This window comes from Longimicrobium sp. (genome assembly GCA_036377595.1).
In the GTDB taxonomy this organism is placed as follows: Bacteria; Gemmatimonadota; Gemmatimonadetes; order Longimicrobiales; family Longimicrobiaceae; genus Longimicrobium.
In genome coordinates, this window is record DASUYB010000071.1 from 1 (window position 1) to 24612 (window position 24612).

Here is a 24612-nt window from a genome sequence, read left to right on the forward strand (position 1 = left end):
GTGAAGAGTGGAGCGAACGCGGAGAAAAGCTCGGCCAGCTCGGTCAGGTTGGCTTGCATCGACAGTGCGCCCCGGGTTCGGTGGGGGCACCATGGCTACACGATGCAACGCCTGTGCTGAAATGGACAAAGTCGAGCTGAGGCCGGCCAGACCGCAACCAGCATCCACACCGATGGCTGCAGGCCGAAGGATCTATAACATCGGCCACACGACACTCCGCGCGACGCACCGAGCCTTTCCCCGCGCATCCCGCATCAGCCGATGACGACCAGCCCATCGCACGTCGCCCAGTCCGACCGTCCGCTCGCCGGCAAGGTTGCGCTCGTGGCGGGGGCCACGCGCGGCGCGGGACGCGGCATCGCCATCGAGCTCGGTGCGGCGGGGGCGACGGTCTACGTCACCGGCCGTAGCACGCGCGAGCGGCGGTCCGAGTACGACCGCCCGGAGACGATCGAGGAGACGGCGGAGCTCGTCTCCGCTGCCGGCGGCGCCGGGATCGCCGTGGCGACAGACCACCTGCAGCCGGCCGAGGTGGAGGCGCTGGTCGCGCGGATCGGGCGCGAGCACGGGCGGCTGGACGTGCTCGTCAACGACGTCTGGGGCGGCGAGAAGCTGATCGAGTGGGAGACGCCGATCTGGCAGCACTCGCTCGACGGCGGCCTGCGCATGCTGCGGCTGGCGATCGACACGCACCTCGTCACCAGCCACTTCGCGCTCCCGCTCCTCGTCTCCCATCCCGGCGGGCTGGTGGTGGAGGTGACCGACGGCACCGCCGTGTACAACCAGTCGCATTACCGGCTGAACGCCTTCTACGACCTGGCGAAGACGTCGATCACGCGGCTGGCGTGGGGCCTGTCGCGCGAGCTGGCGCCGCACGGGTGCACGGCCGTCTCGCTCACCCCCGGATGGCTCCGCTCGGAGATGATGCTGGACGCGTTCGGCGTCACCGAGGCCAGCTGGCGCGACGCGACGAAGTTCCAGCCGCACTTCGTCATCTCCGAGTCGCCGCGCTTCGTCGGGCGTGCGGTGGCGGCGCTCGCCGCCGATCCCGATCGCGCGCGGTGGAACGGGGAGAGCCTGTCGAGCGGCCAGCTGGCGCAGGTCTACGGCTTCACCGACGTGGACGGCTCGCGCCCCGACTGCTGGCGCTACCTCGTGGAGGTCCAGGAGGCCGGCCTCCCCGCCGACGCGTCGGGGTACCGCTAAGTTCGCGACGGTTGTATCTTTACGTCTCATCCTCACATCCCCGACCCACCCATGAAGATTCCGGGTGCCGCGCTCGCCGCGGCGCTATGGGCCGGTTCCGCGCACGCGCAGGCCGATTCCGTCGCCCGCGTGGACAGCATCTTCTCACGCTGGAGCGCGCTCGACGTGCCGGGGTGCGCCGTCACCGTCGCCCGCGGCGGGCGGACGCTGCTCACGCGCGCCTACGGCATGGCCGACCTGGAGCACGACGTCGCCAACTCGGCCGAGACGGTGTTCGAGGCGGGATCCGTCTCCAAGCAGTTCACCGCGGCGGCCGTCGTGCTGCTGGCGCAGGACGGGAAGCTGTCGCTGGACGATCCCGTGCGGCGCTACGTCCCCGAGCTGCCCGACTACGGCGCGCCCATCCGCATCCGCCACCTGCTGAACCACACCAGCGGGCTGCGCGACTGGGGGACGGTGGAGGAGATCGCCGGGTGGCCGCGCGGCACGCGCACCTACACGCACGCGCACGTGCTCGACATCGTCGGCCGGCAGCGGGCGATCAACTTTCCACCGGGCTCGCAGTACCTCTACAGCAACACCGGCTACAACCTGCTGGCCGTCATCGTCGAGCGCGTGTCGGGGATGCCGTTCGCGCGCTTCACCCGCGAGCGCATCTTCCAGCCGCTGGGGATGACGCGCACGGAGTGGCGCGACGACTACACCCGCGTGGTGAAGGGCCGCGCGCAGGCGTACGAGATGGGCGACGACGGCGCGCCGCACCTGCAGATGCCCTTCGAGAACGTGCACGGCAACGGCGGCCTGCTGACCACCGTGGGCGACCTGCTGCGCTGGGACGAGAACTTCGCGACGGGACGCGTCGGCGGGCGCGCGCTGGTGGACGAGCTGCAGCGGCGGGGTGTGCTGACGGGCGGGCGGCGGATCGAGTACGCCGAGGGGCTGGTCGTCACCCGCTGGCGCGGCATCCCCGAGGTGAACCACAGCGGCGCCACGGCCGGATACCGCGCCTGGCTCGCGCGCTACCCCGAGCAGCGGCTCACCGTCGCCGTCCTCTGCAACGCCGCGCAGGCCAACGCCGTCACCTTCGGCCGCCGCGTCGCCGACGTCTTCCTCCCCGCGCGCGCGCCGGCACCCGCGCTGCCGCAGGCCGCGCTCGCCGAGGCGGAGCTTTCCGCGCGCGCGGGCATCTACCGCAACACGCGCACGAACGTCCCCGTGCGGCTCGCGGTGCGCGACGGCCGGCTCGTCGCCAACTCGCAGCCGCTGCTCCCGCTCTCCGCCACGCGCTTCCGGCTGGGCGGGCCTGAGGGGCCGGCGGTGGAGTTCGAACCCGCATCAGCCGGAGCGCGCGCCGGGATGCGCGTCATCGCCGCCGACGGCGACACCATCGCGTACGAGCCGGTGGAGGCGTGGACGCCCGCCAATCTCGCCGCGTTCGCCGGTGAGTATCGCAGCGACGAGGCCGAGGTCATCTACACCATCGCCGTGGAGAGCGGGAAGCTGGTGCTGCGCCGCCGTCCGGACGTGCGCATCGAGCTCACGCCCGTCTACCGCGACGCCTTCACCACCGAGAACGGCTGGGTGCTGCGCTTCACCCGCGATCGCACCGGCCGCGTGAACGGCTTCGGCCTGTGGGTCGAGCGCGTGCGCGGCCTGCGCTTCGAGCGCGTCCCGCGGTGACGTCTCCCGCAATCGTCCCACGATCCCCGTCATTCCCCGACCCATGAGATATTTGCTGGTCCTCGCGACCCTGCTGGCGGCGCTCGGCACCCCGGCGCACGCGCAGATCGGGCTGGAGCGCCGCGCGCAGAACGTGGCCGTCAACGGCGCCGTCGGCGGCGTGCTGGCCGGCGCCAGGGCGCTGCTCACGCACGGCGACCTGAAGCGCGCCACCGTGCGCGGGTTCGCCGGCGGGGCGATGGTCGCGGGCGGAAAGCAGCTCGCCACCGTCGACGCGCCCGGCATGGGGCTGGTCGCGCGCCAGGTTGCCGCGGCGGGCACGTCGCTCATCTACTCGGCGGCGGCAGACACCTTCGTGCTGCTGAGCCCCATCGGCCCCGTCACGCTGGAATGGCGCCCGGCCGCGCGTCGGGTGGGCGTGCGGGTGAGCGTGGCCGAGACCGCCCGGATGCTGGCCCTCGCGGCCACGCCCGACACACGGCTCGACCTCGCGCATTCGCTGTCGTTCGGCACCCCCGTGTTCGTGCGCACCGGGCGGCTCGACCAGACGCACGCCGGATCGGAGGGGTTCCGGATGATGACCATCGCCACCGTGGCCAACGACCACGGCACCCGGTCGCACGAGCTGATCCACGTGATCCAGGAAGACGAGTTCCTCTACCTGGTCGGCCTGCCACTCGAAAGGATGGTCACCGGGCGAGTGAAGGATGGATGGGTCCGCCGCCACCTGGACCTCGGCCTGGGCGCCCACCTGCTGCGGCGCGCCGCCTTCCTCCCCTTCGCCTACTGCGACAAGCCCTCCGAGACCGAGGCCTACGAGCTGACCGAGGGCACCGGCTGGCGCGCGGAGTACTGCCCGGCAGCGCACTGACTGCCACCTCGCGGCTGCGCCGCTCGGGGCCCTCTCCCCCCGGCCCCCTCCCCCAAAACCGACTGGGGGAGAGGGAGACCTCAGCGCGGAGAGGTGGTTCGGTCGCGAGGGAGAAGGATCCTGCCCGCCATCGGCTTGCTGGGAGATGAGCTTCTGTTGCAGTCAGACCGGCTGCCGCAATTGATCGTGCATTCCGATCGGATGTCATTCCGAGTCGTACACCGCGCTGCGCGCGACCACGAAGGGTGAAAGTCATAATCGCCTGCACCGCAACAACTTGGGCGATTAACTTTCTATTCAGCGGCGCCGCTGGCTCCGAATCTTCGACCGCGCCGATGCCGGGCGGCGCCCGAGGAATCTGTGGCATGCGTCCGAGCATCAGGCGGCCTGTGGCTCGGGAGCCGGCCACAGATTCCTCAGGCGCCACGGATTCGGCATGGAGGACAGGGCGGCGCAGCGCCTTCGGAATGACATTCCAGTTCCTTCCTCCAATGCACAGTTGATCCGACGATTTGGTATCACCTCTCCCAGTCTGTTTTGGGAGAGGTCGAAAAACGAAGGAAGGCGAGACGGCTGTTACGTCTCGCCTTCCTTCGTTTTTCGGGTGAGGGCCCCACCGGGTGAGGCCCTCGATTTTGATCGCCCTGACGCGCCTACTCCAGCCCCCAGCGCGAGCGGTAGCCGCGCGCGTCGATGTGGATGAAGGGGCCGTGCGCGCCGTTGCCGTTGTATACGCCCGCGCCGCCGATCAGCTCGGGATAGCGGCGCTCCACGCGCTCCACCGCGCGCAGCATCACCATCACGTCGCGGGTGTCGCGTCGGGCGTCGCCGTTCAGGTCGTCGATGTAGCCGTCGCCGTCGTTGTCCACCCACACGTCGCTGGCGTCGCCGTAGGTGTGGCGGCTGAGCAGCGCGCGGCCGCCCTCGCCCACGCCCTGCAGGTTGTAGGCGGGGGTCCGGAACCCGCTCATCACCGCCATCTGCTCGGCGCGCACGCCCATGGCGTTCAGCTCCTGCAGCACCAGCTCCAGCTTGTCGATCAGCCGCAGGTCCAGCGCCACGTACTTGGGCCACACCGCGAACTGGTTCTTGGTGAGGAAGTTCCGCAGCCGGAAGTGCGCGCTGACCGGCGTCTCCTGGTTGAAGGGCGTGACCTCGATGAAGCCCGGAGGCGGCGCGTACGCCCCGTCGCGCACGTTGGTCTCCGTCACGTAGCGGCCGATGTGGTAGCCGTTCAGCCAGCCGTCGCGCTTCTCGCTGAAGGGCACGCGCGTGACCACCGTGATCTCCTCCACCCGCTGCGCCACGCCGTCGGCGATCAGCTGCAGCTTCCACTGCCCCTGCTCGGGCGGCGCGGTGAACCCGGCCGCCACCCACCCGGCGCCCTGCACCGAGCGCGGCTGCGTCCCGTTCACCGGCACCCACTGGTAGCGCAGGTCGCGCGGCCGCTCGCCCGTCCACTCGATGGGCAGCTCCACGCGGCGCAGCGGGTCGGCGAACATCACGCGCAGCTCGTGGCTGCGGCCGAACGCCAGGTCGCTCAGGCGGAACGCGCTCTCGGTCTTTAGCCGGTACAGCCGATGGGGATTCGCCGGAGCCTTCGAGCTCCAGGTGACCGGCGGGAGCGAGTGCATCGGGCGCGACAGGCCGAGGACGGCGCCGGCCAGGACGCACGCGGCGAGGGGGCCGGCGAATGCGCGTCGGCTGCGGGGCATGGCAACTCCTTGCTGCTGGGTGCTGCGGTTCTCGAAGACTGCGTCCCGGGCCGAGGGGCCCGGAGCCACTGCGAACGGCGGACGCCGGCGGGGGAGTGCGGCATCCGGCTGAATGTCTGACCCGCGAGCCGGCGGCCTGCCCTTGCGCGGCGCGGGGGTCGCACGCGCGCGGGAGCCGCTTGCGCGCGCCGCGGGTGCGGACGCGCGCGGGCTTGCATGGCTTGTCAACGGGGGAGAGCGGCCGGGATGGCGGAACCTTCCGGGCGCTCCGTAGAATGTCGACAGGTCGTTGCGGGTTCGGGCTCAAGCTACGCCCGCAGCCCGCGCCTGTCAATTAGATCCTGGTTAACGAACGCTGAAGGTGGTTGCCGTGACCGATCTTGCAGCGGGCGATCGCCCCCGCGTCTGCTTCGTGATCCTCGACGGATGGGGGCTGCGCGCGCCCGAGTGGGACAACGCCGTGGCCCAGGCGCACGCGCCCACCTGGCGCCATCTCTGGGAAGAAGGAGACTACCCCCGCGCCACCCTCACCACGCACGGCCCCGCCGTCGGCCTCCCCCCCGGGCAGATGGGGAACAGCGAGGTGGGCCACATGAACCTGGGCGCCGGGCGCGTAGTGATGCAGAGCCTGCAGCGCATCTCGCACGCGATCGAGACCGGCGAGTTCCGGCGCAACGACGCCTTCCTCCGCCTCATCCGCAGCGTCAAGCAGCGCGGGGCCACGCTGCACCTGATGGGGCTGGTGGGCCCCGGCGGCGTGCACGCGGTGGACGAGCATCTCCTCGCGCTCTGCGACCTGGCGCAGCAGGAGGCAGCGCCCGCCGTCCGCATCCACCTCTTCCTCGACGGCCGCGACACGCCGCCCTCCAGCGCGCGCGAGTTCCTCACCGAGCTCTTCGGGCGCGGGGGGATCGGGGAGAAGTGCCGCGTGGCCACGCTGATGGGGCGCTACTGGGCGATGGACCGCGACAAGCGCTGGGACCGCACGCAGCAGGCGTATCGCGCGATGGTGTATGGAGATGGCATCCCCGTGCACGACCCCGTCGAAGCCGTCGCCGCCGCGTACCAGGCGGGAGAGACGGACGAGTTCGTGAAGCCACGCGTCATCGTCGGCGCCGACGGGAAGCCCGTCGGTCCGATCCGCAGCGGCGACGGCGTCATCTTCTTCAACTTCCGCGCGGACCGTGCGCGGCAGATGACGCGCGCCCTGGCCGACCCCGCGTTCGACGGATTCGACCGCGGCACGGAGAGGCCGGAGGTGGAGGTCGCCACGATGACGCAGTACGACGAAGCGTTCCCTTTGGCCACCGCGTTCCCGCCGCAGCCGATGGACGACATCCTGGCCGACGTGCTGGCGGCGCACGGGCTGAAGAGCTTCCGCACGGCCGAGACGGAGAAGTACCCGCACGTCACCTTCTTCTTCAACGGCGGCGTCGAGGAGCCGCCGGAGGGAGAGACGCGCCGCCTAGTCGCATCCCCCAGGGTGGCGACGTACGACCTGCAGCCGGAGATGAGCGCGCCCGAGGTCACCCGGGGCCTGGTCGAGGCGATCCGGTCGCAGGCGTACGACGTGCTCGTCTGCAACTACGCCAACCCCGACATGGTGGGCCACACCGGCTCGCTCGAGGCGGCGAAGAAGGCGGTGGAAGCGGTGGATGCCGGCCTCGGCGAGGTGCTGACCGCGTGCAGGGAGACGGCGACGACACTTCTCGTCAGCGCCGACCACGGCAACTGCGAGCAGATGTGGGACCCGGAGACGAACGGACCCCACACCGCGCACACGCTGAACCCGGTCGGCATCATCCTCGTCGAGCCCGCGGATCGCCGCACGGCGACGGGGCTGAGGGACGGCGCGCTGTGCGACGTGGCCCCGACGATGCTCGGCATCATCGGCGTCCCCCAGCCCGCGGCGATGACGGGGAAGGACCTGCGCGTCCTCGCGCCGGCGACGAGCCCGGACGCGCGTCGGAGGGCGGCGGCGGTGGGGTGATTCGGGTTGGGGGTGATTCGAGCGATGGCGAGGATGGGTAGGACGGGGCGAATAAATTCGCGGCAACAACCACACGAAGTCCGCCTTCGCGGACTACAGGCATCGGTGCGGACGAGGCATCGGCGCGCGCGACGGGCTTCCGATCTCCATCGCCGCCGGAAAACTGGTGGCGTTCGATGATGCCGATCTCCGCCCATCCCGCTGTCCCCTGTTCCCTATCCCCTGTCCCCTCAGACACTTGCCGCGGCACGGAACAAACCGTACCTTCCGCGCGCTATAACGGACCCGCGACGCGACCCGTCCCGGGTCCGTTGGCTTGCGGCGGGGGCCCGGTCGCCACCCGCCGCTCACGCATCTTGCAGCCCTCACACGCATGACTCGACTTTCGCGGACCGCCGCCTTCATCGCGCTGGCCCTGGGCGCGCTCGCCGCGCGGCCCGCCGCCGCGCAGGTGATCCACTCCCCGATCCGCTACGTGGAACAGTCCCAGGGGCTGGAGCCCTTCGCCGGATACGTCTTCACCGACCCCAACCTGCAGCTCACCGACAGCACCTCCGCCGACATCGGGCCGAAGTCGGCGCCGATCTTCGGGCTGCGCTACACGCTGCGGGTGAGCGGGCCGCTGTCGCTGCGCGCGTCGGTGGGATACATCCCCAGCAAGCGCGAGGTGTTCTTCGCCGAGGCGGTGAACGACTCCACCGAGATCCGCCCCATCGACACGGGTCGCGAGGTGAGCACGGGGATCGCGATGATCGAGGCGGGGTTCCTGTTCCACCTGACCGGGCCGCGCACGGTGCATGGGCTGGCGCCGTACGTGGGGGTGAACGCGGGGTACGCGCGCGCCGTCACCGGCAGCGACCCGCAGGAGGAAGACATCCCCGCGCCCGAGCGCTATGACTTCGGCCCCGCCTTTGCGGTTGGGCTCTCCGGGGGAACGGACCTGTTCCTCACGCGCCGCGTGGCGCTGCGCCTGGAGCTGAACGGCCGGCTCTGGCGCGAGACGGCGCCCGAGGGGTTCCGCTCGGCCGCGCAGGGGAAGATCTCCGAGTGGAACAACGCCTCCTCGGCGCAGATCGGGGCGGTGCTGCACTTCTGAACCGGCCGGGACGGGAACGGGCTCCAATGCTGGGCGACTTCGGAACGTTCGACTTCTCCACGATGACCGACGACGAGATCTACGACCTCGTCGTGCAGCACCTGGGCGAGTATCCCGAGCTGGACATGGGATGGATCGACGTGGCGGTGCGCAACGGCCACGTCACGCTCTCCGGCCGCGTCTCCAGCGACGGCGAGGTGCAGATCGCGGAGAAGGGGCTGGTGGAGGTGCTGGGGCTGGACGAGACGCAGCTGACCAACGAGCTGATGGTCGACGAGCTCCACCGCGGCGAGATGCCCGAGGCGGCCGACGACGCGGTCGCGCAGGACCTGGAGACCGACGACCAGCTCGGCGAGACGCTCTTCGACCAGTCCGACACCGCCGAGCACCTGGTGGAGGACCTCGACGCGCAGACCTACGGCACGCACGACGTGGGCACGGCGGTGGAGGAGGGCGCCAGCTACGAGCCCCCCGACCGCCCCGTGCCCGACGGCTACGGCAGCCGCGAGGCGCACTGAGCTTGGAAGTGCGGAAGTGCGTGAGTGCGGAGTGCGTACGAGATCAGGCCCCGGCGTGGACGCGCCGGGGCCTGATTTTTAAAGGTTCATCGCAGATTTAGTTGCAGCGCACCCGGGAAGGCGCCCTTGATCTTCAGGATGAAGTAGGCGTCGTCGCGGAAGCCGTACGCTTGGCGCTTGATGACCTTGATCTTGTTGTTGATGCCTTCGAGCCGACCGGTGCCGATCGGATACACAGCGTGGTTCACGATCCCCTGCTCGTGTCGTCGCGGGTTCCGAGCAAACGTTGCCAGAGGCGTGATCTCGCTCTGCTCGGCCAAGGCGCACCAGCGCTCCAGCGCCTGCCTGGCCCAGGCCGGATCGGTATAGCTCCAGATCTGCTTGAGTTGGTCCTTGAGGACGTAGACGGTGTTCAGCGTCTCGTTGGCGGCGAGGAGTACTTGCAGATCTTGCCGCTGCGACTCGCGCAGGTTCGCCTCGTTCTTCAGGAGCAGGTAGCGGCTTCCCTTGATCAGCTTGCGGCCGGCCTCGTCCTGCTTCTTCGCCTCCTCCAGGCGGACCACGTCGACCACCTCGCGGCTGTACTTCGCCACCACGTGGAAGAGATCGTAGACCAGGGCAGCTTGTGGGCAGGCTTTCTCCACCGCGTTGCGGAACCCTGAAGCCATGTCGGAAGCCACGGCCTCGATCGATTTCCGTTGTTCCGGCGTCAGCTCCTCGAAGAAGCCGGCCAGCGTGGCCTCGGTTCGTCCCTTGCCGACCCAGACGATCCGCCCCGTCTCCAGATCGAGCACGGTGGTCAGGTAGGTGTGCCCCTTGTGGACCGCGACCTCGTCGACCGCTAGGAGCCGCAGTCCGTCGTAGCACGGCGTGCCGACCTCCCGCTCCAGGCGCCGCTTGTCGATCTCCTTGACCGTGTGCCACGGGAGATCGAAGTGCTCGGCGACCTGCTTGATGGGCAGGTAGCGGCAGAGCTCAGCGACCGCTCGCTCGAAGCGCAGCGTGTGGCGGCGGTAGGGGCCGACGAAGCTGTGGCCCTCCGTTCGGATCATCCGACAGGTGGCGCAGCGCAGCTTGCGGTTGGGCACTACCAGCTCGACGCGTGCGTGCGCCAGGTTCAGGTCACGCACCCGCCGCGTCCCGTACATATGCAGCCGGCCGCCGTTCTCCCCGCAGACCGAGCAGAACGGCCACGCACCTTCAACCGGCGCCAGCGTGATGACGCTCTGCACCCGGCCTTCCAACTCGCTCACCTGCTGATCGACCGGGACCACTCGTGCGAAGGGGAAGTACGGAGTTATACTGAGGTCGGACACCGTGTTCTGAGGCTGAGCGTGAATGGGAGCTTAGACAACTCCATTCTGCTCAACCGCAGGGCCGGTGTCCATTCTGCTTCTACTTACCTGCAACTAAATCGACGAAGAACCTTTTTAAAGAAAATGGCTCACGCAGAGTTAGCAGGGTCAGCAGTGAAACTGCAGTTTTCCGCTGACCCTGCTAACTCTGCGTGAGCCCAATCTGTTGAGTGCTCTGTCCTGGGTCAGCTCATCCCCTCCGCTTCGTCGACGGTCGTGCGCTCGCCGCCGCTCTGGGCGACGACGTCGCCGTGGGGCTCGGCGCGCGGCTCGTCGGCGCGGACGGTGAGGTTGTTCACCACGCCGCGCACGCCGTCGGTCTCCCACGCGTCGTCCCAGGCGTAGCGCGCCTTCAGGAAGTCGTCGACCTCGCCGGTCAGCGTCACCACGCCGTCCTCCACCTGCACGTCGATGCGCTCCGGGTCGAGCCACGCGTCCGCGCTCATCCGCCGGTAGACGGCCTCGCGCACCTCCTCGTCGCTCAACTCGTCGCCGTACTCGTGCTGGTGCGCCTCCCACTCGCGCCGGGCGGGATCCTGCCGGTACTCGGGGTGACGGCGATACGCCTCCTCGGGCATGAACGGCTCGCGCGCGTACCCCGCGTCGTATCCGCGCCCTTGTGAGGGGCGGCCGCCGTAGTACTCGCCGCGCGCGGGGCCGCCGGGATAGCCGCCGTACTCCTCGTACGCGCCGCCGTACTCGCCGCGATCCCATCCACCGCGCCCGCGCCAGTCGCCGCGATGGCCGGCACCGAGGCCGGGGCCCGCGCGACTGCCTAACCATCCACCGCCGCCGCCGTAGCCGCCCGCGCCGTACTGGCGCTGCCACTCGCCGCCATACGGACCGGGGCGGCCGCCCTGCGGGAAGTCGTCAGGCGTGCCGCCGGGCTCGCGGAAGCCGCGGCGGTAGGGTCCGCCCTGCCGTCCGCGCCAAGCGCCGCGTGGGCCGCCGAAACCACCATCGTAGCGCGCCATCTCTCCGCCTCCTTGCTCCGGATTGCGCTGTTCGCGTTCGGCCTCCGCGGCGCGCAAGAGGCGTTCCGGTGCGCGGCGTGGGAGGGGTGGATAGATTCGGTCCCCAGTCCCACCCTCCCCCCAGTCGGTTTTGGGGGGAGGGTCGCGCGAAGCGCGGGGTGGGGGGCCTCCGCGCCGCGGCAGCACAAGCGTTGGTCCGTAGCCACGGAGCCCGTCCTGCAATCTCCATCTGCTCATTCCAGCAATGCCGAGCCCCTCGGCGCCATCCTCGCCGGGGGGGCGAGCCGGCGGTTCGGCGCGGCGAAGGCGCTGGCGGAGGTCGGCGGGCGCCGCATCGTCGAGCGGGTGCGGGACGCGCTGGCGGCGGCGGTGGACGACGTGATTCTGATCGCCAACGAGCCGGAATTGTTCGGAGATCTGGATCTCCCGGCGCGCGGCGACCTGCGGCCGGGGCTCGGGGCGGCCGCGGGGATCGAGACGGCGCTGCGGTGGGCGATGGAGATGGGGCGGCCGGGCGCGGTCTGCGTCGCGTGCGACATGCCGTTCGTCTCCCCCGCCCTGCTGCGCGAGCTCGTCCGCCGCGCACGCGACGGCGATGCGGACGCCGTCGTGCCGGAGAGCACCGGCCGGCGCGGGATCGAGCCGCTGTGCGCGTGGTACTCCGTCGCGTGCCTCCCCGCCGTCGAGCGCGCGCTGGCGTCGGACGAGCGGTCGCTGCACGCGCTGCTCGCAACGGTGCGCGCCGGACGCATCCCGCTCGCCGAGGTGCGGCGGTTCGGCGACCCGGAGATCATCTTCATGAACGTGAACACGCCCGACGACCACCGCCGGGCCATCGACCTCGCCCGGCACGCCGATGCCTGAGATCCCGCCCGCCGTCTGCATCGTCGGCAGGAAGAACAGCGGCAAGACGACGCTGACGGTGGCGCTCGCGGCGGAGCTGCGGCGACGCGGGCGGCGCATCGCCACCATCAAGCATGGCCACCACGCGTTCGAGACGGACCAGCCCGGCCGCGACAGCTGGCGCCACTTCAACGAGGGCCAGGCCGAGGCGACGATCATGGCCGGCACCGGCAAGATCGCGCTGGTGATGCGGATCGACGGCGAGCCCGACCCCGAGCGCCTGGTGCGCGACTTCTACGCGGGGCGCGGCTACGAGCTGGTGCTGATCGAGGGATGGAAGCACGGCGCGCTTCCCAAGATCGAGATCTTCCGCCGCGCCGTGCACGACCGCCCCGTCCATGACCCGGAAGATGCGGATGCCGCGGCGCGATTCATCGCCATCGTGACGGACGACGAAAGCCTCCGCGCCGGCTGCCCGGTGATCGCGCTGGAGGCGCACGGCGGGCACGTCGCCGTCATCGCCGACCTGCTGGAGGAGCGCTTCCTCGCTGGAGACGGCGATGCGCGGTGACGCGGCGGACTGGCTCTCCGCGGCCGAGGCGCTGCGGCGCATCATCGGCGGCGTGCGGCCGCTGGGGACGGAGTCGCGCGCGCTGCTGGACGCGCTCGGCTCCGTCCTCGCCGAGGACGTCGTCTCGCCCGTGGACCTGCCGCCGTGGGACAACTCGGCGATGGACGGATTCGCCGTGCGCGGGGAGGACGTCCGCGGCGCCTCGCGCGAGCGCCCCGCCGTGCTCCGCGTGGTCGACGACATCCCCGCCGGCCACTTCCCCGCGCGCCCCGTCGGCCTCGGCGAGGCGGCGCGGATCATGACCGGCGCGCCCGTCCCCGAGGGCGCGGACGGCGTCGTCCGCGTCGAGCACACGGACGGGGGGATAGGGCTCGAGTCGGCGGAGGCACGCGTGGTCGTCTTCTCCGACGCGGACGCGGGGAAGAACGTCCGCCCGCGCGGCGAGGACGTCCGCGTGGGCCACACCGTGCTGCGCGCCGGCACCGTCCTCCGCGCGCCGCAGCTCGCCGTCGCCGCGTCAGTGGGAAGGGCGGCGCTCGACGTCGTCCGCCGCCCCCGCGTCGCCATCCTGACGTCGGGCGACGAGCTGGTGGAGGTGGAGCGGTTCTACGAGGTGCTGGCGGGGCGGAAGATCGTCTCCAGCAATGGCTACGCGCTGGCCGCGCAGCTCGCGGAGAGCGGCATCGAGGCGCGCCTGCTCCCCATCGCCGGCGACACGCGCGAGAGCCTGCGCCAGCGCGTGGAGGCCGCCCGCGGCTGCGACGCGCTGATCACCAGCGCCGGCATCAGCGTCGGCGAGCACGACCACGTCCGCGCGGTGATGGACGAGATGCGGACGCGCGTGGAATTCTGGCGCGTGCGCATCAAGCCGGGCTCGGCGCTGGCATTCGGGCACGTGGGCGCGCTGGGCGGCATCCCCTGGTTCGGGCTCCCCGGCAACCCCGTGTCGACGATGGTGACGTTCGAGCTGTTCGTCCGCCCCGCGCTGATGCGGATGTGCGGCCGCACCAGCATCTACCAACCCGTGATCCAGGCCGTGCTGCGCGAGGATTTCCACGCGCGCGGCGAGCTCATCCAGCTCCCCCGGCTGCGGCTGGAGACGGAGGAGGGGACGGCGTACGCGAGCCTGGCGGGGCTGCAGAGCTCGAACATCGGCACGTCGATGGCGGCCGCGGACGCGCTCGGAATCGTTCCCGCCGGCGCCCAGCTGCGCGCGGGGGATGGCATCCGCGCGGTGGTGCTCGGCGGCGCGCCGCTGACGGACGACGCGTACTTCGAGTGATCGCGGGAACAGCGGGGGCGCTGCGCGCGGGCCCTCATCCCCCCCGGCCCCCCTTCTCCCGATAACGGGGAGAAGGGGGGAGACCTCACCTCGGAGATGAGTTCGGAGCTGGTGGCGGGAGATCGTGCTTCCCCAGGAAACTGATACGGGCGCAAGCACTTAGTTGCTGTTGCAGTTACCTCTCCCAGCAGTTTGGGAGAGGTCGAAAAACGGAGCGGGTCGTGACAGGGGTTTCGTCACGACCCGCTCCGTTTTTCGGGTGAGGGCCCTATCGGGAACTCGCCCCGAATCCGCCGTTTACATCCAGTGAACCAACGCTTCGCTTGATGCGCGCGCGGGAAGCGCCTACCCTATTCGGTACCCGCGCCACGCATCCCGAACCCCTCCCCATCCGAGGTGGCCCTATGACCGCACGCCCGTGGACCGACCACTACGTCCAGGGTACCAAGACGGACATCGCGCCCATCCAGTACAAGCACCTGCCGGACATGTTTCGGTACGTGGCCAGCCAGTTCGGCCATCGCACCGCGTTCACGCAGTGCATGCCCAACGGGATGGACGCCTCGCTCACCTACGCCGAGACCGACCGGCTGAGCGACGCCTTCGCCGCGTACCTGCGCGAGACGGTGGGGCTGGAGGCGGGCGACCGGGTGGCGGTGCAGCTGCCCAACTGCCTGGGGTACATCGTGGCCGCGTTCGGTATCCTCAAGGCGGGGTGCGTGCTGGTGAACACCAACCCGCTCTACACGCCGCCCGAGATGACGCACCAGTTCAGCGACTCGGGCGCGAAGGCGCTGGTGATCCTCGACATGTTCGCCGACCGCCTCCCCAGCGTCATCCCGGCCACGAAGATCGAGACGGTGGTGCTGGTGAGCATCGCGGAGCTGTTCTCGCCCTTCAAGCGCACGCTGGTCCGCACGGTGCTGAAGTACGTGAAGAAGGAGATCCCCAAGCCGAAGGTCGAGCACACCCCCTTCTCCGCCGCGCTGAAGGCGGGCCAGGCCGCGGTGAAGACGGCCAGGGTGCCACACTACGTGGCCCACATCGAGCTCGACGACGTGGCCGTGCTGCAGTACACGGGCGGCACGACCGGCGTCAGCAAGGGGGCCATGCTCACGCACCGCAACCTGCTGGCGAACACCATGCAGCTCGAGGAGGTCAGCCAGCACTTCCTGCGCACCGGCGAAGAGTGCGTGCTGACGGCGCTCCCCTACTACCACATCTTCGCGTTCACCGTCAACCTGCTGCTCTTCTACGCCCTGGGCGCGCGCGACGTGATGGTGCCCAGCCCGCGCCCCATCACCAACCTGAAGAAGGCCTGGGAGAAGTACCCGATCAGCTGGTTCACCGGCGTGAACACGCTGTACAACGCGCTGCTGAACGAGGAGTGGTTCCGCGAGAATCCGCCGAAGCACCTGGTCGCGTCGCTGGCCGGGGGGATGGCGCTGCACTCGGCCGTGGCCGCGCGGTGGAAGGAGGTGACGGGGACGCCGGTCGTCGAAGGCTACGGGCTGACCGAGACGTCGCCGGTGGTGACGTTCAACCCGATCGGGGGGACGGTGAAGGACGGGACGATCGGGGTCCCGCTGCCGTCGACCGACCTGGTGCTGGTGGACGAGACGGGGACGCCGGTGGCCGAGGGCGAGCCCGGCGAGATCCTGGTGAAGGGGCCGCAGGTGATGCCCGGCTACTGGAACCGACCCGACGAGACGGCCAAGGTGGTGGACGCCGACGGCTGGATCCACACCGGCGACATCGCCACGATGGACGGCGACGGCTACGTGCGGATCGTGGACCGCAAGAAGGACATGATCCTGGTGAGCGGCTTCAACGTCTATCCCAACGAGGTCGAGGAGGTGATCGCCCAGCTTCCCGAGGTGGCGGAGGTAGGGGTGATCGGCGTGCCCGACGAGCGCACCGGCGAGGCGGTGAAGGCGGTGGTGGTGAAGAAGAGCCCCGCGCTGACGGCCGAGGACATCATCCGCCACTGCCGCGAGCAGCTGACCTCGTACAAGGTGCCCAAGCAGGTGGAGTTCCGCGCCGAGCTGCCGAAGAGCAACGTCGGCAAGATCCTGCGCAAGGACCTGCGCGCGGCCGAGCGGGCGGCGGAGAAGGCGACAGTCTAGAACTGCTTTTCTCTCACAGAGGACACGGAGGTCACGGAGAACTGCAATCGGTTCTCCGTGACCTCCGTGCCCTCTGTGAGAGATTTTGCTGTTATCGGTCGACGTCTGGCGGCTGGATGTCGTGCACGTCCCGGTGGATCTCGCGCGCCTGGTCGCGCAGCTCGCGCGCGTCGCCGGCCAGGGCGCGGACGTCGTCGCGGCGGCCGGCGGCGTCCTCGCGGACGCGGGCGAGCTGCCGCTCGGTCTCCTGCAGGCGCCGCTGGTTGTCTTCCATCCACTCGGCGGCCTCGGCCTGACGCGTGGCCAGCTCTTCCTGGCGGGCGAAGGTGCGCACATCGCCCCGCGCGCGCAGCTCGTCCGCCGCGGCGATGTCGGGGTGCGGGTGGTCCGGCCGCCCCGCGGCGATCGGACGCTCCACGTCGGCGTCGTGCGCGGCGGCGTCGGCCAGGCGGCGGTCGCGCGCCGCCATCTCGCCCAGGCTGCGGTCGGTCGTGTCGTTGGGATTTGACATGCTAAGATCCTCTTTCTTGCGAGTTCTCGTTCTCCAACAGCATGATTGCAAGAGGTCAGCCAGTTCTACCACTGAAGAGGCGAGGTTACGATGAGAACAGACGATAGACAGAGTGCGCACGTTGGTCGTTGGATCTGGCTCACAGTGCTCGTAGCGTGCTTGGTGACCCGGCACGCTGCGGCGCAGGATCCCTATTCGGTCCGCCACCTAGAGACCGAGGTGGAATCGGTGATTTCAGGTGGTACCTGGAAGTTCGGTTCTGCCGAGGGGACGTTCCGCTTGATCGTCGTTGCAGCAAACCCGGATCATGGCAGCCGCACGTTCGTTCAGTGGATGGAATCACGGACTCCGGCCCGGATTGACGTTCGTCGCACCGTCGAACTCAACGACGTTGCGAGGGTGTACTCCCTGAGCAATCCCCGTCTTTCGCAGGAGCGCGGGCGTTGGCTTGTAATCGTGACCGCCAGAACGAACAACCCATCTGCTCCCGCTCGGACGCTCACGTTTGAGCTCGGCGCGCCTGGACGCGCGTCCCTCCGTCGCTGATTCGACCACCCTCGATCGCCAGAGACGCGGAGAAGGCTCTCTGCCCGCTCCGCGTCTCTATGTCTCCTGATAGACCTGCCGCTGCTACTGGTACTGGATGTAGAGCGGCGCGGGCCAGAGGCTGAGCACGTCGCGCGGGGTCATCAGCGGATCGCCCTTCTTGGTGTCGTTGTGGTAGAAGAGCTTGAACCCCGTGAACTCCACCGGGTGGCGCACGATGTAGTCGCGGTAGCTGTCGTACTTCAGCCACGGCGCGCCCCACCCGTCCATGTCCATCACCAGCTCCACCTCGGGGCGCAGCTGGATGCGTTCGGCGTCGGGCACCATGTTGCGGGTGAAGCGGTGGATCACCAGCACCTTGGGCGGCAGGTTGTTCTGGCGCACGATGCGGGCGAGCTGGTCGGTCACCCAGTTGATGTCGGCCGCGTACATCGTCCCGATCCGCCGCCCGGGCACCACGCCGCCGCGCATGTAGAACTCCGGGTCCACCGCGAAGTGGACGTCGGGGCGCTTCAGGAACTCCTCGAAGCGCGGCATGATGTTGCGCACGTCGTCGGTGCCCACCTGCACGTCGATGAACATCACCCCGTTGATCGACTTCGCCATCTGGTAGATGGAGTCGGTCTGCCGGTCGCTGATCTGCGCGCGGTAGTGCCCCGACGGCCCGGGCGCGCCCTGCGCGACGACGGCGATCAGGTGCAGCGCGGGAATGACGGGCGTGGCGGGATCGGCCTCGTTCCAGCGCCGCACCTCGTTCTGCAGCCGCCGCAGCATCTCGTCGCGCGGGAACTCGCCCAGCGCGCCCATCCGCGTGGAGTTGGGGTTGCCGTAGTAGGCGACGATGCGGTGGCACGGCAGCAGGTCGCCGTCGCGGAACTCGCCCTTCTTGGGGTACCACCCCTGCTCCTTGGCGAAGATCGGATTGCGCCCCGCACCCGGCCGCGGCGCCGCGGAATCGGTCTGCAGCGCGTTGGCCGCGGAGTCGAGCCGCGCCTGCATCCGGTTGAAGCACTGCTGGCTCTCGGCCGCCGTCTTCCCCCACCGGGTCTTGGCCGCCGCGGCCTGGCGCTGGGCGGCGGTGTCGGTCGGCGCGGGCGCGGCGCCCTTCTGCCCGGCCGGATCGCCCGCCTTCCCCTGCTGCCCCTTGGCATCGTCGCCGCCGCCGCCGCACGCGGCCAGCGCCGCCATCAGCGCCGCCGCCGCCAGCGGGCGCGCGCACTCACGAACACGTCGCGTCAAGCGCATCCCCTCCATCTGAATCATCGCGGGAAACCTTTCTCGTGAACCAGCTTCGAAGCCGCCCGGCTCCCTGCAACGAGCGGGCCGGGGATGGTGATCCGTCGTTTCATGCGATGGAAGCAGAGAACCACGAAGAACCCTCTGCTGCCTCTGCTCCTCTGCGTGAGACCATCTCTTCAGCGAATCACACGCGGACGTGGTGGCCGCGGCCGGCAAGATAACGCCGCGCCTCGGCCAGGGTGAACTCGCCGAAGTGGAAGATGGAGGCGGCGAGCACGGCGTGCGCCCCCGCGGCCAGCGCCTCGTCCAGGTGCTCCAGCGCGCCCGCCCCACCCGACGCGATCACCGGGATGCGCACGGCCGCGGCCACGGCGCCGGTGAGCTCCAGGTCGTACCCGTCGCGCGTGCCGTCGCGGTCCATCGAGGTCAGCAGGATCTCCCCCGCGCCCAGCGACTCCACGCGCCGCGCCCACTCCACCGCGTCGATCCCCGTCCCCCGCCGCCCGCCGTGGGTGAACACCTCGAAGCCCGACGGAGTGCGATCCAGCATCTCCGGCGTGGCCCGCCGCGCGTCGATGGCGACGACGACGCATTGCGAGCCGAAGTGGTCCGCCGCGCGGGCGACGAGCTCGGGGTCGTCCACGGCGGCGGTGTTGACGGAGACCTTGTCCGCGCCGGCGCCGAGGATGGCGATGAAGTCGTCGACCGAGCGGACGCCGCCGCCCACGGTGAAGGGGATGAAGACGCTGTCCGCGGTACGGCGGATCATCTCCTGCGTGGCCTGCCGCCCCTCGTGGCTGGCGGTGATGTCGAGGAAGCAGAGCTCGTCCGCCCGCTCGGCGTCGTAGCGCACCGCCTGCTCCACGGGATCGCCCGCGTCGCGGAGGCCGACGAACTGGATCCCCTTCACCACCCTGCCGTCCTTCACGTCCAGGCAGGGGATGATGCGCTTGGCCAGGCTCACGAACCGAACCCCAGCGCGCGGAGGCGGCGGAGCATCCCGTCCGTCAGCTCGCCGCGGCAGACGTCCTCCACGGGGCCGCGGAGGACCAGGCTCCAGTCGTCGCGCACGCTCACGTGCAGCGTGCCGCCGGGCATCCGCACCGCCACCTGCCGCTCGCTCACCATCCCGCGGCGCACGGCGGCGGCGGCCACGGCGCAGGCGCTGGAGCCCGAGGCGCGCGTCTCGCCGGCGCCGCGCTCCCACACCCACGCCTCCACCGCGTCCGGCTCGCCCGTGGCGACGGCGAACTGCACGTTGGTCCCCCGCGCGAAGTCGGCGTGCGTGCTGATCGTCGGGGCGATGCGGCGCAGCGTCTCCACGTCCAGCTCGTCCTGGAAGACCACGCAGTGCGGGTTGCCGACGGAGACGGTGTTGATGGCCACGCGGTCGCCGCCGGGAAGCTCCAGCAGCTCGTTCTCCGTCTCGCGGTCGGGCCCGGAGAGACCCACGTCGGCGCTGCGGAAGGACGCGGTGCCCATCTCCACCTCCACGTCCAGCACGCCGTCGTCGCTCTCGTCCACGATGCGCACGCGCACGATCCCGCCCGGCGTCTCCACCGTGAACGGCGGGCCGATGCGCACCCGCCCGCGGTCCAGCAGGTAGGCGGCGAAGATGCGCAGCCCATTGCCGCTCTTCTCCGCCTCGCTGCCGTCGGGGTTGAAGATGCGCACGCCGAAGTCCGCCGCCTCGCTCGGCACCCCGGCCAGGATCCCGTCGGAGCCCACGCCGGTGTTGCGGTCGCAGACGAGGCGCACGGCGGGCGGGGTGAGGTCGAACGGCAGCCCGTCCATCTCCACCGCGATGTAGTCGTTCCCGAGCCCGTGGCCCTTGAAGAAGGCAGCGCGTTCCGGCATCAGGTCATCAATCCCCTTGTCGATCCTCATCCAGACGATTGCTGGACGACATTCGTGCGACCAGCGGGCCTGATCGCGGCCGCGGGCGGCCCCCTCCCCCCGGCCCCCTCCCCCGCTTCGCAGGGGCGGGGGAGAACTCAGCGCCGACGCTGGTTCTCGCGCTGGGGTCTCCCCTCCCCCATCCCTCCCCCTCGTGGGGGAGGGGCCGGGGGTGGGGGGGAAGATCGGCCGCGGCCACGCCCGGCCCACTCGTCGCGGGCGAATCTACATCCCCGCGAAGTTGCGCAGGATGCGGAGCCCGTCCTCCTGGCTCTTCTCGGGGTGGAACTGGATGCCCCAGACGTTGTTGCGGCCCACGATGCTGGCGAACGCGTCGTCGTAGACGCAGCGGCCGAGGACGTGCTCGCCGTCGCTCTCCAGCACGCCGTAGCTGTGCACGTGGTAGAAGTAGCGCGGCTCCGGTCCCGCCACGCCCGTCAGCAGCGGATCGCTCTCCGCGGCGCGGATGAACTCGACGGAATTCCAGCCGACGTGCGGCAGCGGGAGATCCGTCCGCAGCCGCTGCACCGGGCCCGGGAGCAGCCCCAGCCCGCGGACGTCCGGCGCCTCCTCGCTTTCGTCGAACAGCAGCTGCATCCCCACGCAGATGCCCAGGAACGGGCGGCCGCTGGCGACGTGCTCGCGGACGGCGTCGTCCAGCCCGGCATCCATCAGCCGCGTCATGCACTGCCCGAAATGGCCCTGGCCGGGGAGGACGAGCCGCTCCGCGCGCTTCGCCTCGGCCGGGTCGGCGGTGAGGACGACGCCGGCGCCCTCGTGCTCGAACGCCTTGGCCACGGAGCGCAGGTTCCCCGCGCCGTAGTCGAGGATGGTGACGCGGCTCACAGCGCGCCCTTGGTCGACGGGACCATGTCCGCGCGGCGCGGGTCGATGCGCACGGCGGCGCCCAGCGCGCGGGCGGCGGCCTTGAACGTGGCCTCCACGATGTGGTGCGCGTTGTCGCCGCGGTTGCCGTCCAGGTGCATCGTGATCCGCGCCTCGGTGGCGAACGCGCGCCAGAACTCGGCGGAGAGCGACGCGTCGAACTCGCCGATGCGCATCTGGTCGCAGGGGAGCGGCACGTCGAAGTGCAGGAACGGGCGTCCGGAGACGTCCACCACCGCGCGCACCAGCGCCTCGTCCAGCGGCACCGTGGCGTCGGCGAACCGCGCGATCCCGCGCTTGTCGCCGAGCGCGTCCAGCACGCACCCGCCGATCACGATCCCCACGTCCTCCACCGTGTGGTGCTGGTCGATGTGGAGATCGCCGCGGCAGTCGACCTCGAGGCTCATCCCCGAGTGGCGGGCGAGCGCGTCGAGCATGTGGTCGAAGAAGCCGATCCCCGTCTGCACCCGCGCTTCGCCGGCGCCGTCCAGGTCGAGCGAGACGCGGATCTCCGTCTCGCGCGTCTTCCGCTCCCGCGTGGCCGTGCGGCTCATCGTGCGTCACCCATGATCGACCGGAGCGCGTCGAGGAAGGCGCCCGTCTCGTCCGGCGTGCCGGCGTTCACGCGCAGGCAGCGCTCCAGCATCACGTACTTGCTCACGTCGCGCACCAGGATCCCGTGCTCCTTCAGGAGGCGATCGAACAGCTGCGTGTGGGTGATCCCCGGCGCGTCGACGCGGAAGAGCACGAAGTTGGCCGCGCTGTCGTACACGCGGATGCCAGGCGTGCCGCGCATCTCGCGCAGCAACCGGTCGCGCTCGGCGCGGATGTGGGCGACGTTCTCCGCCAGCAGCGCCCGCCCCCGCAGCACCTCGGCCGCGGCGACCTCGGTGAAGAAGTTGATGTTGTACGGCAGCTTGGCCTTGTGCACCTCTGCCGCGAGCGCGGGGTGCGCCAGCATGTACCCGGCGCGGAGTCCCGCGAGCGCCATCGCCTTGCTGAAGGTGCGCAGGACGACGAGGCGGGGGCGGGCGTCGAGGAGCGGGATCGCGTCGAATCCCCCGAACTCCACGTACGCCTGGTCGAGCAGGACCAGCGCGTCCGTGTCGTCGTGAACGCGCAGGATCTCGTCCTCGGTCAGCCAGCAGCCGGTGGGATTGTTCGGCGTGCAGAGGACGACCACGGCCGCGTCGGTCTCGCGCGCGGAGCGGACGATGGCGTCCACGTCGAAGCGCAGCTCGTCCGTCAGCGGCACGGAGGCCACGGCGCCCGCGTGCACCTCCGTCATCAGCCGGTAGAGCGTGAACGTGGGCTCGGGGATGACGACGGTGGTGCCCGCGCCGACGGTGACGGCGAGGATGGCCTGGATCAGCTCATTGCTGCCGTTGGCCACGAGAATACCGTCCGACGGCCAGTGCGTGGCCTCGCTCACCGCCTGGATGAAGTTGCTGGCGACGAACGGGGGATAGCGGTTCCACGGCCGGTCCTTCAGCCGCTTGGCGATGCGGCGCTTCAGCTCGCCGGGAACGTCGTACGGGCTCTCGTTCTGGTTGAGCTTGATGCGCGGCTCGTACGGCCGGAGGGTGTACGCGCCCAGCGAGCGCACCGACGGCTTGATCCACCGCAGCGCGCTCTCGATCTCCGCCTCCGACGCCTGCTGCACGTCCGTCATCTGCTCCAACAGCTTCGACGATAGATCCACGCGTGTCCCCGCTGCGCGGGGGCCCTCACCCGAAGAACAGCGTTGACGATACTGCTGTCAACGCTGTTCTTCGACCTCTCCCGACAGCAGGAGAGGTGAACTGCAACTGCAACTCACCGCGAACCATCCCCGCAGTTCTCCCCCCTTCTCCTGCAGTCGGGAGAAGGGGGTCGGGGGGATGAGGGGCCCTACCGCGCCACGTGGATGATCTGGTCGCGGCGGGTGCCGACGGAGACGTACCAGATCGGCACGCCCGTGAGCTCCTCCAGCCGCCGGAGGTAGCGGTGCGCCGCCTCGGGGAGATCCTCCCAGCGGCGCGCGTCCGACGTCTTTTCGCTCCAGCCGGGGAGCGATTCGTACTCCGGCTTCGCGTCCTCCAGCAGCGCCAGGTCGCCGGGGAAGTCGTCCAGCGTCTCGCCGCCCGCCTGGTAGCGGTTAGCGATCTTCAGCTCCTCCAGCCCGTCGAGCACGTCGAGCTTGGTCACCGCCAGCCCGGTCAGCCCGTTCACCCGCGCCGCGTAGCGCACGACGACCGCGTCGAACCACCCGCAGCGCCGCGGACGCCCTGTCGTCGCGCCGAACTCGCCGCCCTTCTCGCGGATCTCCTCCTGCAGCGGGCTGGGGAGCTCGGTGGGGAGCGGGCCCTCGCCCACGCGCGTGGTGTAGGCCTTCACCACGCCCACCACGTCGTCGATCATCGTGGGCCCGATCCCCACGCCCAGCCCCGCGCCGCCCGCCGTGGTGTTCGACGAGGTGACGTAGGGATAGGTGCCGTGGTCCACGTCCAGCAGCGCGCCCTGGGCGCCTTCGAGGAGGACGCGCTTGCCGGCGTTCAGCGCGTCCTGGATCACGCGGCCGGTGTCCACCATCAGCGCCAGCAGCCGCTCGCGGATCCCCATCACGTCGCGCACGAGGAGGTCGGCGTCGACCTTCTCGGTGCTGTCGAAGAGCGAGAGCTTGCGGTTGATGCGCTCGGCGGCGCGGCGGAGCAGTTCCTCGGCGCGCGCGGGGTCGCGCAGGTCGGCCACGCGGATCCCCTGGCGCGCGACCTTGTCCTCGTACGCCGGGCCGATGCCACGCCCGGTGGTGCCGATCTTCCCCGCGCCGCGGCTGGCCTCCGACGCACGGTCCAGCAGCTTGTGGTAGTAGAGGAGGAGATGCGCGCGGCCGCTGACGCCCACGCGCCGCTCGGCGTCGGGCACCTTGGCGCGGATCTCGTCCAGCTCCTCGAAGAACTGGAAGGGATCGAACACCACGCCGTTGCCCAGCAGGCAGACGCGCCCCGGGTGCAGGATCCCGCTGGGGATCTGGTGGAGGATGAACTCGTCGGCGCCCACGTGCACCGTGTGCCCCGCGTTGGCGCCGCCCTGGTACCGTGCCACGATGTCGATGCTCTCCGCGAGCACGTCGACGATCTTTCCCTTCCCCTCGTCGCCCCACTGCGAGCCGACGATCACCACGCAGCTACCTTTGCTCATCGCTTCCCGAAGCCGTTCCGAGCGAACCTGAAGTCATTCCGCCGACGCCATCGCCGAACCCGCGGACGGGCTGCAGGGATCGCGCCGGGCGCACGAACGCGCAGGCGCGGCCCCACATCCATGGGACC

The 24612-nt window shown here is 70.3% G+C and carries 21 protein-coding genes; 10 read left to right on the forward strand and 11 right to left on the reverse strand.

The annotated features are described in order from the left end of the window. Positions 1–261 precede the first annotated feature (261 nt). The 3 genes from VF092_10250 to VF092_10260 are packed head-to-tail and all read left to right on the forward strand — an operon-like array spanning position 262 to position 3757. Positions 262–1206 carry an SDR family oxidoreductase gene (locus VF092_10250; GenBank protein HEX6747659.1) on the forward strand — a complete coding sequence of 315 codons (945 nt, stop codon included), beginning with the start codon at positions 262–264 and terminating at the stop codon, positions 1204–1206. 51 nt (positions 1207–1257) lie between these two features. Next, complete coding sequence (locus VF092_10255; protein ID HEX6747660.1) at positions 1258–2886, forward strand: serine hydrolase domain-containing protein; 1629 nt, start codon at positions 1258–1260, stop codon at positions 2884–2886. Positions 2887–2929: 43 nt separating this feature from the next. Next, positions 2930–3757, forward strand: a complete 828-nt coding sequence (locus tag VF092_10260) for a hypothetical protein (protein ID HEX6747661.1) — start codon at positions 2930–2932, stop codon at positions 3755–3757. A gap of 653 nt (positions 3758–4410) precedes the next feature. On the opposite strand, the gene VF092_10265 is transcribed toward VF092_10260, so the two are convergent. After that, positions 4411–5472 (reverse strand): hypothetical protein, encoded by a 1062-nt coding sequence (locus tag VF092_10265; protein HEX6747662.1) that lies wholly within the window; start codon positions 5470–5472, stop codon positions 4411–4413. 370 nt (positions 5473–5842) lie between these two features. Here VF092_10265 and gpmI point away from each other — a divergent pair, with 370 nt between their 5' ends. From gpmI to VF092_10280, 3 genes are all read left to right on the forward strand, one after another. After that, positions 5843–7462 (forward strand): 2,3-bisphosphoglycerate-independent phosphoglycerate mutase, encoded by a 1620-nt coding sequence (gene gpmI, locus VF092_10270; protein HEX6747663.1) that lies wholly within the window; start codon positions 5843–5845, stop codon positions 7460–7462. Between the two features lie 373 nt (positions 7463–7835). Next, a complete protein-coding gene (locus VF092_10275) occupies positions 7836–8558 on the forward strand; it encodes a hypothetical protein (protein HEX6747664.1) in 723 nt (240 codons plus the stop codon). 62 nt (positions 8559–8620) lie between these two features. Next, positions 8621–9076: a BON domain-containing protein gene (locus tag VF092_10280; protein ID HEX6747665.1), complete on the forward strand. Its 456-nt coding sequence runs from the start codon at positions 8621–8623 to the stop codon at positions 9074–9076. Positions 9077–9162: 86 nt separating this feature from the next. Here VF092_10280 and VF092_10285 read toward each other — a convergent pair whose 3' ends face one another. Beyond that, the gene (locus VF092_10285) at positions 9163–10329 is read right to left on the reverse strand and encodes an ISL3 family transposase (protein HEX6747666.1); all 1167 of its coding nucleotides are present in this window, start codon (positions 10327–10329) and stop codon (positions 9163–9165) included. Between the two features lie 287 nt (positions 10330–10616). Beyond that, on the reverse strand, positions 10617–11405 hold the full coding sequence (locus VF092_10290; protein HEX6747667.1) for a BON domain-containing protein: 789 nt from the start codon (positions 11403–11405) through the stop codon (positions 10617–10619). Between the two features lie 12 nt (positions 11406–11417). Here VF092_10290 and VF092_10295 point away from each other — a divergent pair, with 12 nt between their 5' ends. The 4 genes from VF092_10295 to VF092_10310 all read left to right on the forward strand — a co-directional run bounded on the left by VF092_10295 (position 11418) and on the right by VF092_10310 (position 16227). Continuing rightward, positions 11418–12269, forward strand: coding sequence for a molybdenum cofactor guanylyltransferase (locus VF092_10295; GenBank protein HEX6747668.1), 852 nt, complete (start codon positions 11418–11420; stop codon positions 12267–12269). Next, positions 12262–12819, forward strand: coding sequence for a molybdopterin-guanine dinucleotide biosynthesis protein B (gene mobB, locus VF092_10300; GenBank protein ID HEX6747669.1), 558 nt, complete (start codon positions 12262–12264; stop codon positions 12817–12819). The genes VF092_10295 and mobB overlap by 8 nt, the downstream gene beginning before the upstream one ends. After that, positions 12809–14101, forward strand: a complete 1293-nt coding sequence (glp, locus tag VF092_10305; protein ID HEX6747670.1) for a gephyrin-like molybdotransferase Glp — start codon at positions 12809–12811, stop codon at positions 14099–14101. Before mobB ends, glp begins: the two co-directional genes overlap by 11 nt. Positions 14102–14505: 404 nt before the next feature. Then, the gene (locus VF092_10310) at positions 14506–16227 is read left to right on the forward strand and encodes an AMP-binding protein (protein HEX6747671.1); all 1722 of its coding nucleotides are present in this window, start codon (positions 14506–14508) and stop codon (positions 16225–16227) included. Between the two features lie 91 nt (positions 16228–16318). Here VF092_10310 and VF092_10315 read toward each other — a convergent pair whose 3' ends face one another. From VF092_10315 to VF092_10350, 8 genes are all read right to left on the reverse strand, one after another. Then, positions 16319–16738 (reverse strand): hypothetical protein, encoded by a 420-nt coding sequence (locus tag VF092_10315; GenBank protein HEX6747672.1) that lies wholly within the window; start codon positions 16736–16738, stop codon positions 16319–16321. A gap of 630 nt (positions 16739–17368) precedes the next feature. Further along, positions 17369–18523: a hypothetical protein gene (locus tag VF092_10320; GenBank protein HEX6747673.1), complete on the reverse strand. Its 1155-nt coding sequence runs from the start codon at positions 18521–18523 to the stop codon at positions 17369–17371. A 184-nt stretch (positions 18524–18707) separates the two neighbouring features. Then, complete coding sequence (gene hisF, locus VF092_10325) at positions 18708–19487, reverse strand: imidazole glycerol phosphate synthase subunit HisF (protein ID HEX6747674.1); 780 nt, start codon at positions 19485–19487, stop codon at positions 18708–18710. Beyond that, positions 19484–20380 carry a diaminopimelate epimerase gene (gene dapF / locus VF092_10330; GenBank protein HEX6747675.1) on the reverse strand — a complete coding sequence of 299 codons (897 nt, stop codon included), beginning with the start codon at positions 20378–20380 and terminating at the stop codon, positions 19484–19486. The genes hisF and dapF overlap by 4 nt, the downstream gene beginning before the upstream one ends. Positions 20381–20644: 264 nt before the next feature. Next, positions 20645–21265, reverse strand: coding sequence for an imidazole glycerol phosphate synthase subunit HisH (hisH, locus tag VF092_10335; GenBank protein HEX6747676.1), 621 nt, complete (start codon positions 21263–21265; stop codon positions 20645–20647). Beyond that, a complete protein-coding gene (gene hisB / locus VF092_10340) occupies positions 21262–21858 on the reverse strand; it encodes an imidazoleglycerol-phosphate dehydratase HisB (GenBank protein HEX6747677.1) in 597 nt (198 codons plus the stop codon). The genes hisH and hisB overlap by 4 nt, the downstream gene beginning before the upstream one ends. After that, positions 21855–23006, reverse strand: a complete 1152-nt coding sequence (hisC, locus tag VF092_10345) for a histidinol-phosphate transaminase (GenBank protein ID HEX6747678.1) — start codon at positions 23004–23006, stop codon at positions 21855–21857. Before hisC ends, hisB begins: the two co-directional genes overlap by 4 nt. A 188-nt stretch (positions 23007–23194) precedes the next feature. After that, positions 23195–24484: an adenylosuccinate synthase gene (locus VF092_10350; protein ID HEX6747679.1), complete on the reverse strand. Its 1290-nt coding sequence runs from the start codon at positions 24482–24484 to the stop codon at positions 23195–23197. Positions 24485–24612 lie beyond the last annotated feature (128 nt).